Source organism: Nonomuraea sp. NPDC050783 (assembly GCF_040802095.1).
Classification (GTDB): domain Bacteria; phylum Actinomycetota; class Actinomycetes; order Streptosporangiales; family Streptosporangiaceae; genus Nonomuraea.
On the sequence record NZ_JBFAHK010000007.1, the window covers coordinates 262447 to 278907 of the forward strand.

12 protein-coding genes are annotated in these 16461 nt (G+C 75.2%); 6 read left to right on the forward strand and 6 right to left on the reverse strand.

Annotated features, from left to right (window positions below; translation table 11 throughout):
- Positions 1-44: 44 nt before the first annotated feature.
- The 5 genes from AB0H75_RS21460 to AB0H75_RS21480 all read left to right on the forward strand — a co-directional run bounded on the left by AB0H75_RS21460 (position 45) and on the right by AB0H75_RS21480 (position 6791).
- Entirely contained in the window at positions 45-3458 is a 3414-nt protein-coding gene (locus AB0H75_RS21460; RefSeq protein ID WP_367798663.1) for an AAA family ATPase, read from the forward strand.
- A gap of 355 nt (positions 3459-3813) precedes the next feature.
- Positions 3814-4407 (forward strand): ATP/GTP-binding protein, encoded by a 594-nt coding sequence (locus AB0H75_RS21465; RefSeq protein ID WP_367798665.1) that lies wholly within the window; start codon positions 3814-3816, stop codon positions 4405-4407.
- A 24-nt stretch (positions 4408-4431) separates the two neighbouring features.
- A complete protein-coding gene (locus tag AB0H75_RS21470) occupies positions 4432-4917 on the forward strand; it encodes an Lrp/AsnC family transcriptional regulator (RefSeq protein ID WP_367798667.1) in 486 nt (161 codons plus the stop codon).
- A 78-nt stretch (positions 4918-4995) separates the two neighbouring features.
- A complete protein-coding gene (locus tag AB0H75_RS21475) occupies positions 4996-6123 on the forward strand; it encodes a mandelate racemase/muconate lactonizing enzyme family protein (RefSeq protein WP_367798669.1) in 1128 nt (375 codons plus the stop codon).
- Positions 6120-6791, forward strand: coding sequence for a FadR/GntR family transcriptional regulator (locus AB0H75_RS21480; RefSeq protein ID WP_367798671.1), 672 nt, complete (start codon positions 6120-6122; stop codon positions 6789-6791). The genes AB0H75_RS21475 and AB0H75_RS21480 overlap by 4 nt, the downstream gene beginning before the upstream one ends.
- Before the next feature lie 49 nt (positions 6792-6840).
- On the opposite strand, the gene AB0H75_RS21485 is transcribed toward AB0H75_RS21480, so the two are convergent.
- From AB0H75_RS21485 to AB0H75_RS21510, 6 genes are read right to left on the reverse strand one after another with little or no spacing between them, the layout of a single operon-like run.
- Positions 6841-7995 carry an N-acetylglucosamine kinase gene (locus AB0H75_RS21485; protein WP_367798673.1) on the reverse strand — a complete coding sequence of 385 codons (1155 nt, stop codon included), beginning with the start codon at positions 7993-7995 and terminating at the stop codon, positions 6841-6843.
- Positions 7992-9284 (reverse strand): 6-phospho-beta-glucosidase, encoded by a 1293-nt coding sequence (locus AB0H75_RS21490; RefSeq protein ID WP_367798675.1) that lies wholly within the window; start codon positions 9282-9284, stop codon positions 7992-7994. The genes AB0H75_RS21485 and AB0H75_RS21490 overlap by 4 nt, the downstream gene beginning before the upstream one ends.
- Positions 9281-10189, reverse strand: a complete 909-nt coding sequence (locus AB0H75_RS21495; RefSeq protein ID WP_367798677.1) for a carbohydrate ABC transporter permease — start codon at positions 10187-10189, stop codon at positions 9281-9283. Before AB0H75_RS21495 ends, AB0H75_RS21490 begins: the two co-directional genes overlap by 4 nt.
- Complete coding sequence (locus tag AB0H75_RS21500) at positions 10186-11133, reverse strand: carbohydrate ABC transporter permease (protein ID WP_367798679.1); 948 nt, start codon at positions 11131-11133, stop codon at positions 10186-10188. The genes AB0H75_RS21495 and AB0H75_RS21500 overlap by 4 nt, the downstream gene beginning before the upstream one ends.
- A gap of 2 nt (positions 11134-11135) precedes the next feature.
- Positions 11136-12476 carry an ABC transporter substrate-binding protein gene (locus AB0H75_RS21505; RefSeq protein ID WP_367798681.1) on the reverse strand — a complete coding sequence of 447 codons (1341 nt, stop codon included), beginning with the start codon at positions 12474-12476 and terminating at the stop codon, positions 11136-11138.
- A 34-nt stretch (positions 12477-12510) separates the two neighbouring features.
- Positions 12511-13710 (reverse strand): ROK family transcriptional regulator, encoded by a 1200-nt coding sequence (locus tag AB0H75_RS21510; protein ID WP_367798683.1) that lies wholly within the window; start codon positions 13708-13710, stop codon positions 12511-12513.
- Positions 13711-14057: 347 nt separating this feature from the next.
- On the opposite strand from AB0H75_RS21510, the gene AB0H75_RS21515 reads away from it, so the two are divergent.
- On the forward strand, positions 14058-16232 hold the full coding sequence (locus AB0H75_RS21515) for an ATP-binding domain-containing protein (protein ID WP_367798685.1): 2175 nt from the start codon (positions 14058-14060) through the stop codon (positions 16230-16232).
- Positions 16233-16461: the final 229 nt, after the last annotated feature.

The window sequence follows — 16461 nt, forward strand, 5'->3', positions numbered from 1 at the left end:
GTCACAGGGGTCGGGGGCAGCGGAGCGGCGGAGGGGAGAGCGGCATGTTCATCGGACGGGCGGCGGAGCTCGCCCTGCTGCGCGCCGAACTACGGGCGGCGGCCGGGGGCCGCGTCAGGACGGTCGTGATCGAGGGCCCGGAGGGCATCGGCAAGACCGCCCTGGTCCACCGGCTGCTGAGCACCGAGGCGCCCGGCCCGCGAGACGGGCAACCGGGCGACCCGCCCGCCGAAGGCCGGGACAGGCCGCCGGTCGGGGACACCGGCGGGGCGGCGATCGGGCCGCCGGTCGGGGTGGCGAGCCGGGCGCCGATCGGGACGCCGGTCGGGGCGGTGAGCGAGACGCCGGTCGGGACGGCGAGCGGGACGCCGGGGATCCGGGTGCTGTCGGCGAGCGGGGAGCGGGGCGAGCGCGATCTCAGCCTCGGCGTCATCCGCCAGCTCGCCGCCGAGGCCCGGCACCGCCTCCTCCCGGACGCGGCCCTCCCGGACGCGGCCCTCCCCAACGCAGCCCTCTCGGACACGGCCGGTTCGGACACGGCCGGTTCGGACACGGCCGGTTCGGACACGGCCGGTTCGGACACGGCCGGTTCGGACACGGCCGGCTCGGACGTGGCGGCCTTGGCGGCCTTGGCGGCCGGGCCGGTGGGGGGCCGTTTCGCCGCGTCGTGGGTCGCGATGGCCGGCGGGGTGATCGGTGAGGTCATCTCCCAGGTCCAGGTCGGCGGGCCGGTGGTGATCGTGGTGGACGACGCCCAGTGGGCGGACCAGGCGTCCCTGCACGCCCTGACCTGCCTCCTGCGCCACCTGCGTGCCGGGCGCGTGCTCGTCCTGTTCGTCTGCCGCGACCTGGCCGGTGCCTGGCTGCCCGACGGCCTGCGGCGCCTCCTGACCGCCGACGGCGTCCTCCACCTCGCCCTCACCGGCCTCGGCGCCGCCGACCTGGACGAGCTGTCCGCCGTCCTGCTGCCGCCACCGCCCCCGGCCCGGCTCGCCGGAGCCCGTCATCCGGCATGGCCGTCCCTGCCCGCCCCGGCGTGGGACGGATCACCCGCCCCGGTGTGGGACGGATCGCCCGCCCCGATCTGGGGCGGTGCGCCCGTCACGGGACCGGGCCATCCGGTGTGGGGCGGCGCGTTCCCTTCCGCGCCGGCCACGGATGGCGGGCCGTTGGATGGCGGGTCGTGGGGCGGCGCGTTCCCTTCCGCGCCGGCCGCGAGCGGCGGGCCGTCGGGCGGTGGGCTCGGGGAGGAGGCCGCCGAGCGGCTGCGCGACCACACGCTCGGCAATCCCCTCCACGCCCGGGCCCTGCTGGCGGCCCTCCCGCTGCCCGTGCTCCGGGACCTCACCGTCCGCCTGCCCGCCCCCGCCACCTACACCCGCCCCTTCACCCGCCGCCTGGACGGCTGCGCGCCGGCCGCCCGCCGGCTCGTCGCCGCCTGCGCGGTCCTCGGCGACGGCTGCCCGCTGCACGTGGCGGCCACCGTCGCGGGCGGCCTGGACGACCCGCTGAGCACCCTGGAGGAAGCCGCCGCCGCCGGGCTGCTGCGCGAGCTGCCCGGCCGCCTCGTCGCCTTCCCCGACCCCCTCGCCCGGGCCGCCGCCTACGACGGGCTCGGCGCGGGCACCCGGGCGCGCCTCCACCTGACCGCCGCCGCGGCCTCCGGCGACACCGGCACCGCCCTGCGGCACCGCGCCGCCGCCGCGGGCGGGCCCGACGACCTGCTGGCCGAGGAGCTGGCCGGGTACGCCGCCAAGGCCGCCCAGCACGGCCAGTGGCAGGAAGCCGCCGCCCACCTGGAGCTGGCCGCCGGGCTCACCGACGCGGTGCTCGCCCCGGCCCGCCGCGAAGGGCTGCGCACCGCCGTGCTCGAACACGTCCTCATCGGCGGCGACGCCGTACGTGCCACCCGCCTGGCCGCCGCCCTCGCGCGCGAGACCTCCGGCCACCTCGCGGCCCGCGGCGCCGGCCCCGATCCGGCCCGCCAGTACGTCCTGGGCCGCCTCGCCCTCGTCACCGGCCGCTTCGACGAGGCGGCGGAGCTGCTGGCCGAAGCCTGGCGGCACCGGGCGTGGCAGCACCGGTCCTGGCAGCACCGCGCCCCCGGCCTCGCCGCCGACGTGGCCGAGCAACTGGCCTGGCTGCACCTGCTCACCGGCGACCGCGACTCGGCCGCCACCTGGGCCCGCCAGGCGATCGACCAGCCGATCGAGGGCGCGGTCGCCCGCCCGCACGACGTCCTGGCGCTGGCGGCGGGCACCCGCGGCCACGGCCGCGCGGCGTCCGGGGACGGTTTCGCCGCGGCGCTGGACTGGCTGGAGCGGGACGAGCCCGAGCGGGCGTGCGAGGTCCTGCGGCACGCCGTGACCCGGGCCGGGCAGGCGGGGCTGGCGCACCACCGGCTGCTGGCCACGGGGCTGCTCGCCGCCGCCGAGCACGCGGCGGCCCGCTGGGACGACGCCGCGGCGCGGGCCGAGCGCGCCCTGTGCGAGGCGGCGGCGCTCGGGCAGCGCTGGCTCCTGCCCGTCCTGGGGGCCGCCTGCGTGGCGCCCCTCGCCGCGCGCGGCCGGCACGAGCGCGCGCTGGCGCACGCCACCGCCGCCCTGGACGCCGCCCGCCGCACCCGGCACGCCCTCGGCGAGCGCCAGGCCGCCCTGGCCCTGGCCCTGCTCGGCGCCGGCGACCTGCCGCCGGGCCACCTGCCGCCGGGCGACCTGCCGCCGGGCGACCTGCCGCCGGGCGACCTGCCGCCGGGCGACCTGCCGCCGGGCGACCCCGCGACGGGCGGCGCCCGCGACCCCTTCGTCGCCGACCCGCGTCCGCGCCGCGTCGAGGCCCTGGTCGCCGCCGGCCGCCTGCCCGAGGCGGAGCACGTCCTGAACGCCCTGGGCGACGGTCCCGGGCGGGACGGTGACCGCTCCCGGCCTTCCGCCGGGAGCCCGCCGGGCGCGCGGCGGCGGGCCGAGCGGATCAGGCTGGCGGGCCTGCTGCTGGCCGCCAGGAACGTTCCAGAGGAGGCGGAGAGGAGCTTCGCCGCCGCCCTGACGCTGGTCGAGCACGGGGTGTGCCCGCTGGAGGAGGCCCGGGTGCTGCTGGACCTGGGACGGCTGCTGCGGCGGACCGGCCGGCGCAAGGCGGCGGCCGAGCGGCTGGCCGCCGCGCGCGCCGCCTTCGAGCGGCTGGGCGCCCGCCCGCTCGTGGAGCGCTGCGCCCGGGAGCTGGAGGCGTGCGGTCTGGAGCCGCAGGCGCCGGCCCGGCTGGGCCTCACCCCGCAGGAGCTCAGCACCGCCGCGCTGGTGGCCCACGGCCTGACCAACCGGCAGATCGCCACCGAGCTGCTGATCAGCGTCAAGACCGTCGAGTACCACATCGGCAAGATCTACACCAAGCTCGGCATCGGCTCCCGCGTGGCCCTCGCCGCCAAGTTCGCCTCGGGGGAGAGCGAGGGGCCGGCATGAGCGGCGGGCGGGGCTTGCGCGCAATGCCGAGGCTCCGGCGGCAATCCGACCGCTCGCCCGGCCGGACGGGGACTTTTCGGGCCGCTTACGCGCTGCGTAAAGGGCTTGTCGGATCCCCTGACAGGGGAGCTTGACTGCACCGGCGAGCGGCGGCGAGTAAAGGGGGCCGAGGCTACAAACCGTGACATTTGGTTTCTTGTAAAAGTATGCGGCTTGAGTGGAAAATGTGGCGTTGCTAGGGTGTCTCGATGCCAGGCATGTGGATCGGCCTTCTCAACACACCTTGACAGGTACCACTGACCACGGCACCTCAGGGCGGGCCGCGCATGCGCGGGAGATGTACGGGCGGTGCTGGATGGAATTCGGTCGCTCTGACCATTGGCGACTGCCGACGGCGATCAAGATCCTGATCGCCGGAGGGTTCGGCGCGGGCAAGACCACCATGGTGGGCGCGGTCTCCGAGACCCGGCCGCTGCGTACCGAGGAGGCGCTCACCCAGATCAGCACGGACGTGGACGACCTGTCCGGGGTCGAGCGCAAGCTCACCACCACCGTCGCCATGGACTTCGGTCGCATCACCATCCGCAACGACTACATGCTCTACCTGTTCGGCACCCCCGGCCAGGAGCGGTTCTGGTTCGTGTGGGACGAGCTGGCCCTGGGCGCGCTGGGCGCCGTCGTGCTCGCCGACACCCGCCGCCTGGACGACTGCTTCCCGTCCGTCGACTACTTCGAGAAGCGCGGCCAGCCGTTCATCGTGGCGCTCAACTGCTTCGACGGCACGCAGCACTTCACCGTCGGCGAGGTGCGCGACGCGATCGGCCTGGAGCCCGACATCCCCATCGTGCGCTGCGACGCCCGCCGCCGGGACTCCGGCAGGGAGGTCCTCATCACGCTCGTGGAGCACGCGATGCGCCGGGGCGTCTCCCCGGTCGGAACCATGTCGTGACCATGACCCGCTACCTTTGATCCGGTGGAGGAGATCGACCGCCGGATCGTCACGCTGCTGGCCCGCGACGGCCGCATGAGCTTCACCGACCTGGCCAGGGAGACCGGGCTCTCGGTCTCGGCGGTGCACCAGCGGGTGCGCCGCCTGGAGAAGCGCGGTGTCGTGCGCGGCTACGCCGCGATCGTCGACCACGACGCGATCGGGCTGCCGCTGACCGCGTTCGTGTCGATCAAGCCGATCGACCCCGCCGCGCCCGACGACGCCCCCGAACGGCTCGCCCACCTGACGGCCATCGAGGCGTGCCACAGCGTCGCGGGCGACGAGAGCTACATCCTCAAGGTGCGGGTGGCCTCGCCGGTGGCGCTGGAGGACCTGCTGCAGCAGATCCGGGCCGCCGCCAACGTCTCCACGCGGACGACGGTGGTGCTGAGCACGCCGTACGAGCACCGCACCCCGGAGATCGCCCCCGACCCCGACCCCGATCCCGGCCCCGCGCCCGACGCTCCCTGACCGGAGTTCCCCCGCGCCGGGTCCGCGGGCGGGCCGGCCGCCCACGGCCACGGTTGTACGACGACTTACCATGTCGTCATGATGACTCCCGCGGACCGCATCGCCCGCGTCCGGCTCTCGTCCGTCTACCTCCCGCTCGACACCCCCGTCAGCGACGCCAAGGTGCTCACCGGCCGCCAGCGCCCGATGACCGAGATCGCGTTCCTGTTCGCCGAGATCGCCACTGACGAGGGGCACGAGGGCATCGGCTTCGCCTACTCCAAGCGGGCGGGCGGCCCCGGCCAGTACGCCCACGCCAAGGAGATCGCGCACGACCTGCTCGGCGAGGACCCCAACGACATCCCCCGCCTGTGGGACAAGCTGTGCTGGGCCGGCGCGTCGGTGGGCCGCAGCGGCCTGGCGGTGCAGGCCATCGCCGCGCTCGACGTCGCGCTGTGGGACATGAAGGCCAAGCGCGCGGCGCTGCCCCTGGCCAAGCTGCTCGGCGCCCACCGCGACTCCGTCCGCTGCTACAACACCTCGGGCGGCTTCCTGCACGCCCCCGTCGAGCAGGTGCTGGAGAACGCCACGGCGGCGCTGGAGCGCGGCATCGGCGGGATCAAGATCAAGGTGGGCCAGCCGGACACCCGCGCCGACCTGGCCCGGGTGCGGGCGGTGCGCGAGCACCTCGGCGAGGGCGTCCCGCTCATGGTGGACGCCAACCAGCAGTGGGACCGCCCGGCCGCCGCCCGCATGGGCCGCGCGCTGGAGGAGTACGGCCTGGTCTGGATCGAGGAGCCGCTGGACGCCTACGACCACGCCGGGCACGCCGCCCTGGCCGCCGCGCTCGACACGCCGATCGCCACCGGCGAGATGCTGACCAGCGTCGCCGAGCACGCCGAGCTGATCCGGGCCGGCGGCGCGGACGTCGTCCAGCCGGACGCGCCCCGCATCGGCGGCATCACCCCGTTCCTGCGGCTGGCGGCCCTCGCCGCCCACGAGCGCCTCCAGCTCGCCCCCCACTTCGCGATGGAGATCCACCTCCACCTGGCCGCCGCGTACCCGCTGGAGCCGTGGGTGGAGCACTTCGAGTGGCTGGAGCCGCTGTTCGAGGAGCGGCTGGAGATCCGCGACGGGCGCATGCTCGTCCCGGGACGGCCGGGCATCGGCGTCACGCTGAGCGAGCAGGCCGCCAAGTGGACCGCCGAGCGCTACGAGACCCCGTGACCAGCCGCACCCAGCAGCTCGTCGACACGCTGACCGCGCGCATCCAGGAAGGCGTCATCCGGCCGGGCGAGCGGCTGCCCACCGAGAGCGATCTGGTGGCCGCGTACGGCGTGAGCAGGACCGTCGTGCGCGAGGCCGTCGCCCGGCTCAAGGCCGCCGGGCTCGTCGAGACCCAGCACGGGCGGGGCAGCTTCGTGCTGGCCCGGCCCAGCACGACCGGGTTCGGCCCGGCGCCCGCCAGGACCCGGCAGGAGGTGCTGGACCTGCTGGAGTTCCGGATGGGGGTCGAGATCGAGTCGGCGGGGCTGGCCGCCGCGCGGCGCACGGAGGCGGCGCTGGCGGGGCTGCGCGAGGCCCTGGACGCCTTCGCGGCGGCCGGCGGGAACCCGGGCGCGGCGGTCCACGCCGACTACCTGTTCCACCTGCGGATCGCGCTGGCCACCGGCAACCGGTACTACGGCGACCTGATCGGCTCGCTCGGCCCCTCGATGATCATCGTGCCGCGCGACCGGCTGCGGTCCGGGCGGCCGGAGCTCGCCGGGATCGTGGCCGAGCACGAGTCGATCCACGCCGCCATCGAGCGGGGGGACGCCGAGGCCGCCCGCGCGGCCGTCCGCGTCCACCTGTCGAACAGCCGCGCCCGGCTCCTGCGCGACCCCGGCACCTGAGACGGGCGAGCCGGGGAGCCGGGGCCCGATCGGGGAGCCGCCGGGCGGGTCAGGGGACCGCGGGGGCCGGGCTGGGGGCCTCCGGAGCGCCTGCCGGACGGCGCCCGGCGCGGTACCCCGGGCTGTAGTGGGCGCGCAGGCGGATCTCGACCGCCTCCGGGGCGGACGGCTTCGGGACGGCCGCTTCCCGGGTGGACGCTTCCCGGGCGGCCGCATCCCGGGCGGCCGGTTCCCGGGCCGCCAGGTGGTCCAGGCCGAGCAGGGCCGCGCCCATGACCGGCGGCACGTCGGCCACGACCGGCTCGGCCAGCGGCGCCCGCGCCGCGAACTCCCGCTCCAGCAGGGACGTCATCAGCGGGTCCCGGGCCGTCAGCAGGCCGCCGCCCAGCACCACCTCGGCCGGCCGCTCCAGCAGCCCGAGCCGGCGCAGGCACACCTCCGCCATGATCGCCACCTCGCCGGCCTGCCGCTCGACCAGCGACCTGGCCACGGCGTCCCCGGCCGCCGCCGCCGCGAACACGCCGGGCGCGAGCTCGTGCAGCCGCTGCTCGTCCAGGCGGCCGAAGTGCAGCGCGAGGACGACCTCCTCGACGGTCGGCGTCCCGAAGTGGGCGGTGACCAGACCGGCGAGGGCGGTCGGCGCGCCGCGGCCGTCCTCGGCGCGGGCCGCGTGCCACAGGACCTCCTCGCCGAGGGCATGGCCGCCGCCCCAGTCGCCGCTGACGCGGCCGAGCGCCGGGAAGCGGGCCACCGCGCCGCCGGGGGAGACGCCGACGGCGTTGATGCCCGCCCCGCACACCACCGCCACGCCCCACGGCGCGGACGCGCCCGCCCGCAGCAGCGCGAACGTGTCGTTGCGCACCACCACGTCCGTCCCGAGCCCCCGGGCGGCCAGCTCCCGCGCCAGGGCCTCCTCCTCCACGGGCAGGTCCGCCCCGGCCAGGCACGCCGACACCAGATCGAAGGGCCCGTGACGCCCCGGAGAAGCCCCGGCGGGAGGCAGGGCGGCGGGAGGCAGGGCGGCGGGCGGCAGGGCGGTGACCGCCGCCGCTATGACGTCCACGGCCGCCGGCACGCCCTCCCGCTGCGGGGCGAACGCGCCCGCCCGCGCCGTGGCCAGCACCCGCCCGTCCTCGGTCACCACGGCCACGTCCGTCTTGCTGTTGCCGCCGTCCACGGCCAGCACGAGCCTGGGCCGCCTCACGCGACCACCGTCCCCGGGCCCTCCGGGGCCCCGGCGGCCGCCCACGGCAGGTGCTCGCGGCCCGCCTCCAGCAGCAGCCCCGTCAGCTCCTCGGCCGTCTCGTCCTGCCCGACCAGCGGATGGGCGAGCAGCGCGTCGCGTACCCGGTCCGCGCCGCCGCGCAGGGCCGCCTCCAGGGCCAGCGTCTCGTACGCCGACACGTGCGCGATCAGCCCCGCGTACAGCGGCTCCACCGGCGGCACCGGCAGCGGCGCCGCGCCCGCCGCCCCCACGGCCGCCGGCGTCTCGATGACCGCCTCGTCCGGCAGGAAGGGCAGCGTGCCGCCGTTGCGCACGTTCACCACCTGGGTGTCGCCCCGGTCGCCGAGCAGCGAGGCGATCAGCGCCACCGCCGCCTCCGAGTAGAACGCCCCGCCCCGCCGCGCCAGCAGCGCGGGCTTGGTCACCACGGCCGGGTCGGCGTACAGCTCCAGCAGCCGCGCCTCCAGCGCGGCCACCTCCGAGGCGCGCGAGGGCCGGTCGCGCTGCTCGCGCACCACCGCGTCGTGGGCGTAGAAGTACCGCAGGTAGTACGACGGCACCGCGCCCAGCCGGGCCAGCAGCCCGGGCCGCAGCCCGACCTCGGCGGCGATCTCCGCCCCGTGCCCGGCGAGCAGCGCGGGCAGCACGTCGCGGCCGTCCAGGTACACCGCCCGCTCCCACGACAGGTGGTTGAGCCCGACGTGCCCGAGCGAGACCCGGGAGGGCTCCACGCCGAGCAGGGCGGCGAAGCGGCGCTGGAAGCCGATCGCCACGTTGCACAGCCCGATCGCGCGGTGCCCGGCGTCCAGCAACGCCCGGGTGACGATGCCGACCGGGTTGGTGAAGCTCACGATCCAGGCGCCCGGCGCGTGCTCGCGCACGGTCTCGGCGATCGACAACACCACCGGCACCGTGCGCAGCGCCTTGGCCAGCCCGCCCGCGCCCGTCGTCTCCTGCCCGACGCAGCCGCACCGCGGGGGCACCGTCTCGTCCCGCTCGCGCGCGGCCTGCCCGCCCACCCTGAGCTGGAGCAGCACCACCGCCGCCCCGGCCACGCCCTCGGCGGCCGAGGACGTGGCCAGCACCCGCGCCGGGTGCCCGGCGTGCGCCAGCATGCGCCGCGCCATCCCGGCCACCAGCTCCAGCCGGGAGGCGTCCGGATCTATCAGCACGATCTCCGACACCGGCAGCTCGTCGCGCAGCCGGGCGAGCCCGTCCACGAGCTCCGGCGTGTACGTCGAGCCGCCCCCGACCACCGCCAGCCTCACCCCTTCACCCCCGTCAAGGTCACGCCCTCGATGAACACCCGCTGGGCGAGGAAGAACACGATGATCACCGGCGCGGTCACCAGCAGCGTGGCGGCCATGGTGAGGTTCCACTGCACGCTGTGGAACGCCTTGAAGGTCGCCAGGCCCAGCGACAGCGTCAGGTGGTCCTGCTGCACGCCGGCGTAGAGCAGCGGCCCGTAGTAGTCGTTCCAGCAGTAGAAGAACTGGAACAGCGCGACCGCGGCCACGGCCGGCCGGGCCATCGGCAGCACCACCCGGGTCAGCGTCCGGAAGTCGGAGCAGCCGTCCACCTTGGCCGCGTCGGTGTACTCGCGCGGGATCGTGACCAGGAACTGGCGCAGCAGGAAGATGGAGAAGGCGTCGCCGAACACCATCGGCAGGATCAGCGGCCACAGGCTGTCGGTGAGCCCCAGCCGCGCCCACACCAGGTAGAGCGGCACCGCGACGACCTGCGGCGGCAACATCATCGTGGTGATCACCACGAGGAAGGCCATCCGCCGCCCCCGGAAGCGGAAGCGGGCCAGGGCGTAGGCCACCGGCACCGACGACACCACCGTGAACAGCGTGCCGAGCGCCGCGTACAGCAGCGTGTTGCCCGCCCACCGCAGCAGCAGCGACCTGTCGAACACCTCCGTCAGGTTGCCCCAGTTCCAGCTGCGCGGCCACAGCTCACTGGTCAGCGCCTGCTCGTCGGTCATCAGCGCGGTCAGCGCCATGAACGCCACCGGCGCCAGGAACATCAGCGCCAGCGTGACGGCGAGGGCGTGCGTGGCGATCCACAGCAGCACCCGCCGCCGGCGCGCCCGCGCCCCCTCGCGACGGCGGGCGTCGCCCGGCGCGGCCGGGCGGGCGGCGAGGGCGGTGACCTCCCGCGTGACGCTCATGAGCCCTCCTCGGCCCCGGCCCGGCGGAACTGCCGCAGCAGGATCAGCGTGAAGACCATCGAGACGGCGAACAGCAGCAGCGCCAGCACGCACGCGTAGCCCATCGAGTAGTCGCGGAAGCCGGCCTGGAACAGCCACTGCGGCAGCGTGAGCAGCGACTCGTCCGGGTAGCCGGGCGTGAACGAGCTGCCCGGCGAGTCGGTCGTGCCCGAGGCGACCCGGGAGGCGACCATCGCCTGGGAGAAGTACTGCAGGGCGTAGATGACGTTGGTGACCAGGGCGAACATCAGCACCGGCGCGATCACCGGCAGCGTCACGCTGCGGAACTGCCGCCAGGGCCCCGCGCCGTCGATGGCGGCGGCCTCGTACAGGTGACGGGGCACGTCGAGCAGCGCCGCCATGAAGATCACCATGAGCTGGCCGCAGCCCCACAACGACAGCAGCGTCAGGCTCGGCTTCGACCAGTCCGGATCGCCGAACCAGTCCGGCCCGCGCACCCCGGCCAGCGACAGCAGGTGGTCCACCGGGCCGGTGCCGGGGTTGAGCAGGAAGACGAACGTGATCGTGCCGGCCGTCATCGGCACCAGCGACGGCAGGTAGAACACCGTGCGCAGCAGCCCGGCGCCGGCCTTGAGCCGGACGACGAGCTGCGCCAGCGCCAGCGCGAACAGCACCGTCGCCGGGACCATGATCGCCACCAGCCAGAGCGTGTTGCGCGCCGAGACGCCGACCCTGGGGTCGCGCAGCAGGTAGCGGTAGTTGTCGAGCCCGGCGAACTCGAGGGTGTACATGTCGTAGTGGTGGAAGGAGAAGTACACCGTGGACAGCAGCGGGTAGACGAAGAAGATCGACACCCCGGCGATCCACGGCGACAGCCACAGCAGGGCGCGCGGGCCCTCGCCGCGCCACCGGCGGGCCGGCGGCGCGGGCGGGAGACAGGTCACGGTCAGCCTCCGGACAGCTTCAGCTTGTCGTCGATCTGCCGGTCCACGTCCTTCAGCCCGGCGGCCAGGTCGGGCACCGCGCCGCGCTCCCACTTGGCGGCGAACGCGGCGAACGCCTCCTGGTTGAAGACGCTGTTCACGCTGGGCGGCAACGTCGAGGTCCTGGGATGGGCGAAGATGTCGAGGAAGGTCTGGAAGTTGGCGTCCTTGGCCAGGTCCGGCGACTGCATGGCGGCCTTGGTCGTGGGCACGTTGCGCAGCGCGTTCGACAGCGTCACCAGCGAGGCGGTGTCGGTGGTCAGGTACTTCACCAGCTCCCACGCCTGCCGCGGGTGCGCGGCGCCCTTCGGCACGCCGATCACGGTGCCGGCGGTGAAACCGCTGCCGTACAGGTCGGGCCGGTCGTCGGCGACGGGCAGGGGAGCGGTGCCGTAGTCCAGGCCCTTGGCGTCATTGGCGATCATGGCGTTGCGCCACTCGCCGTCCAGGACCATCGCGACCTTGCCCTTGTAGAAGGGGTGCTCGGCGCTCCACTCGTCGCCCAGGCCCTTCCTGAACTTCTCCAGCTTGTCGTGGCCGAACCAGTCGACCAGCTCCTTCTGCCAGGTCAGCAGCTTCTTCCAGGCCGGGTCGGAGCCGATGGCCGAGGTGCCGTCGGGGTTGTACCACTTCGCGCCCACCATCGGGCCGAGGTGGCTCGGGGTGTTCTCGTAGTACTGGACGCTCGGCACGAACCCGGCGACCTTGATGGTGCCGTCGGCGTCGCGGACGGTGAGCTTCTTGGCCAGCTCCGCCAGCTCGCTCAGCGTCCTGGGCGGCCGGTGGCCCTTCATCAGCGCCTTGTTGTAGTAGAGGCCGTAGGCGTCGGCCAGCAGCGGCAGCGTGCACTGGCGGCCCTCGAAGGCGGTGTAGGAGCGGGCCACGGCCGGCAGCACCGACAGGTCGACGCCGTCCTGCCTGATGACCGGCGTCAGGTCCTGGAACGCTCCCGACCGGCACCACTGGGCGACGTTGTCGGTGGTGAACGAGGCCGCCACGTCGGGCGGGTTGCCGCCGCGGACGGCCTGGGTGATCTGGTCGTCCTGGACGCCCTTGGTGGCCTTGACGGTGATCTGCGGGTACTTCTGGTTGAACCTCGCGATGGCCTCCTCGAACGCCTTGACCTCGGCGTCGGTGGAGAAGCCGTGCCACAGCTCGATGGTGGCGGCCGGCAGGGCCTGCGAGGCGGATCCGGAGGGCCGGGGGGCGCCGAGCGAGGGCCCGGCCTGCCTGCCTGCGGTGCAGGCGGTCAGCGCCGCGGAGCACAGCAGTGCCGCGGCGGCCGCGAGAGGGACGAAGCGCACGGGGGGTGCCTCCTGCCAGTTCGGACGGGGCCGGTCACGAGGGGACCGTGGAGCCGAACACCTCCTCGCGCACGGTCCCCAATGCCAGGTCCAGGGCGCCGGCCAGGACCGGGTTGCCCTCGACGCTCGACAGCCGCACACGGGGGCGGGGGATGGTCAGGGCGTGCAGCTCGTGCTCGACGAGCTCGCGCAGGGTCTCGCCGCCGGACAGCACGACGCCGCCGGTCAGCACGATCAGCCCGGGGTCGATCACGGCCGTGATGGCAGCCAGGCCCACGGCCAGGCGGGCGGCGATGTCGCGCAGCCCGGCCCTGGCGTCGTCGGCCCGCGGCCCGCCGCCCTCCGCCAGCCGGACGGCGTTGGCGACCGCCTGGCGGAAGTCGGCGCCGCGCACGCCGTAGGAACGCAACAGCTTGAGCACCGCGGGGCCGCCGGTGAGCGCCTGGTAGCCGTGGCTGGCGTAGCGGCCGGCCTCGCGGGCGGTCGGCGCGCCCGGGGTGGGCATGTAGCCCACCTCGCCCGCGCCGCCGGTCGCGCCCCGGTGCATGCGCCCGCCGAGGACGACGGCCGAGCCGATGCCCTCGTCGGCCCACAGCAGCACGAAGTCCCCGCCGCCGCGGGCCGCGCCGTGGGCCTGCTCGGCGAGCGCGACGAGGTTGACGTTGTTCTCGACGTCCACCGGCACGCCCAGGCCGGCGGACAGGGCAGGCACCAGGTCGGGGATCTGCCAGCCGGGGACGTCCTTGGCCGCGGCGTACCCCAGCCGGCCGGTGGCCGGGTCGATCGCGGCCTGCACGCCGATCACCACCCGGCGCGGTCTGTCCGGCGGGTTGGCGCCCGCCAGCGCCGCGGCCAGGCGCTCCACCAGCTCGCCGGCGGGCCGCCTGCGGGGCGTGGGCAGCGTGTGCTCGCCCACGACCGTGCCGGTGAGGTCGGCGATCCTGGCCTCGATCCGGTCCGGGGTGACGTCCAGGGCGCCCGCGTACGCCGCCGCCGGGTTGATCCGGTAGACCTCCGCCGTCCGCCCCGGCAGGCCCTCCCTGACGCCGTCCAGCACCACCAGGCCCGCCTCCTGGAGCCGGACGAGGAGCTGGGAGGCGGTGGGCTTGGACAGGCCGGTGAGCGCGCCGATCTCGGGGCGGGTGAGCGGGCCGCGCTCGAGGAGTGCGTGGAGGGCCGCGCGGTCGTTGATGGCGCGTAGCAGACTGGGGGTCCCCGGCACCGGAGCGCTCACGCCGCCTCCCTCCATCGAGTTAGGAAACTTTCCTAACTCACGATGACCATAAGAAGGCCACGGGTGAACGGTCAAGAGGCGAGACGAAGACGTAACGGAGGCTTGGGAGGGAAGGAAAGCGGGCGGAGCCTCGCTGCAGGCATGCTAATGTCGTCGTTTGTCGTAACAACAAGCAGATTGGCCTGGAGTGTCCCATTAACCACATTAATGGTCAGGCGGCAACGCGTCAAACGGAGCTCGCCAAGGAGCAGGAATACGTCACCGCGCTCTACGACCGGCTCGACGCCCTGCGCGAGCGCACCCAGCACCAGCTCAAGGAGGTACTGGCCACCGGCGCCGTCGGCACGATGCAGAACAGGTCCGAGCGCGACACGTTCGCCGAGATGTACGCCTCCAGGCTGGCCCGGCTGTGGGCGGTCGAGCGCGGCCTGGTCTTCGGCCGGCTGGACCACGTCGAGGAGGGCCGGCTCTACATCGGCAAGCTCGGCCTCACCGACGACGACCAGCGGCGCCTGCTCATCGACTGGCGCGCCCCCGTCGCGCAGCCGTTCTACCGCGCCACCCCCGCCGCCCCGATGGGCGTCACCCGCCGCCGCCACCTGCAGACCAGGGGCCGCGCGGTCATCGGCGTGGACGACGACCTGCTCGACCTCGACGCGCTCAGCGACGACGACCGCGCCACCCTCAACGGCGAGGCCGCGCTGCTGGCCGCGCTCGACGAGCACCGCACCGGCCGCATGCGCGACATCGTCGCCACCATCCAGGCCGAGCAGGACCGGGTCATCCGCGGCGACCTGAACGGCGTGCTCGTCGTCCAGGGCGGCCCCGGCACCGGCAAGACCGTCGTCGCCCTGCACCGGGCCGCCTACCTGCTCTACACCCACCGCGAGCGGCTGGAGCGCCGCGGCGTGCTCATCCTCGGCCCCAACCTGACCTTCCTGCGCTACATCGAGCAGGTCCTGCCCTCGCTCGGCGAGACCGACGTGCTGCTGTCCACCGTCGGCGAGCTGTACCCCGGCGTGACCGCCGCCGGCAGGGAGCGCCCCGAGGTGGCCGCGCTCAAGGGCGACCCGCGCATGGTGGAGGTCCTCGCCAGGGCCGTGCGCGACCGGCAGAAGATGCCGCGCAAGCCCGTCGAGATCGCCCTGGGCCGGCTGACGCTCACCATCGACAGGAACATGCTCGACTCCGCCAGGAACAAGGCCGCCCGCTCGCGCCGCCCGCACAACCAGGCGCGCGCCGTGTTCGTCCGCTCGCTGCTCAACGCCCTGGCCCGCCAGCAGGCCCGCAAGCTCGGCAAGGGCCTCATCGACGAGGACGAGCTGGGCGACCTGCGCGAGGAGCTGCGCACCGAGCCCGCCGTCAAGGCCGCGCTCAACCGGCTGTGGCCGTACCTGACGCCCCAGCGGCTGCTGCTGGGCCTCTACACCTCGCCCGAGCGGCTCGGCTACGCCGCCGCCCACCTGGCGCCCGAGGAGCGGGCGCTGCTGCGCCGCGACGGCGCGCGGGCCGGGGAGTGGACCGAGTCCGACGTGCCGCTCCTGGACGAGGCCGCCGAGCTGCTGGGCGACATCGACGAGCAGGTGCTGCGCGCCACCGCCCTGCAGGCCGAGGAGGAGCTGGCCGCCGCCCGCCGGGCCGAGGAGCACGAGCGCGAGGCCGAGCTGGCCTACGCCCGCGAGGTGCTGGAGCTGACCGGGCTGTCGGACGTCATGGAGGCCGAGCGGCTGGCCGAGCGCCAGCGCGGCGAGGGCCCCTACCTCACCACCGCCGAGCGGGCCGCGGCCGACCGCACCTGGGCCTACGGGCACGTCATCGTGGACGAGGCGCAGGAGCTGTCGCCCATGGCCTGGCGGGCCGTCATGCGCCGCTGCCCCGCCCGGTCGATGACGATCGTCGGCGACATCGCCCAGACCGGCTCGGCCGCCGGGGCCCGGTCGTGGGCGCAGGTGCTGGACCCGTACGTGGCCGGGCGCTGGCGCCAGGAGCGGCTCACCGTCAACTACCGCACGCCGGTCGAGCTGATGGCGGTGGCCGCCCGCGTCCTGGCCGCCATCGACCCGGCGCTGGAGGCGCCCGCGTCGGTGCGCGAGAGCGGCGCCGAGCCGTGGGCCGCCCCGCTGGAGGCGCTGCCCGAGCTGGCCGCGGCCGAGGCCGGCGAGGGCGGCAAGGTCGCCGTGGTGGTGCCGGACGAGCTGCTGGAGCCGCTCGGCGCGCGGGTCGCCGCGGCCGTGGCCGGCACGGTCGTGGTCACGCCGGGGTCGGGCCGGGCCAAGGGGGCCGAGGCGCTGGACGCGCCGGTGGCCGTCATGGGGGTGGCGGACGCCAAGGGGCTGGAGTTCGACTCGGTCATCGTGGCCGAGCCCGGCCTCGTCGCCGGCCAGTCGCCCCGGGGGCTCAGCGACCTGTACGTCGCCCTCACGCGGGCCACGCAGCGGCTCGGCGTCGTACACGAGGGGCCGCTGCCCGAGGCGCTGCGGGGCCTGCCTCGCCGGCCGCCGCCCGCCGCCGGGAGGCGCTGACCGGGCCCGTCGCGGGCGGCTCCGCGCGCCCCACCGGCGGAAAGCCGGCGTCGCCGCTGATCGGGACACGGTTGACATCTGAGGTGGAGTCGGTAGTTTGCTGCGGAGTCCAGCACGGGACTTGGCCGGTTGGCCGTCTCTGACATCGTCGGATCCTGCGTCCGTGACGGAGCGTGACTTCGTCCACACAGCCAGGTGCAGGGCCGTCGGTCCGTCGAGTCGGGGCACC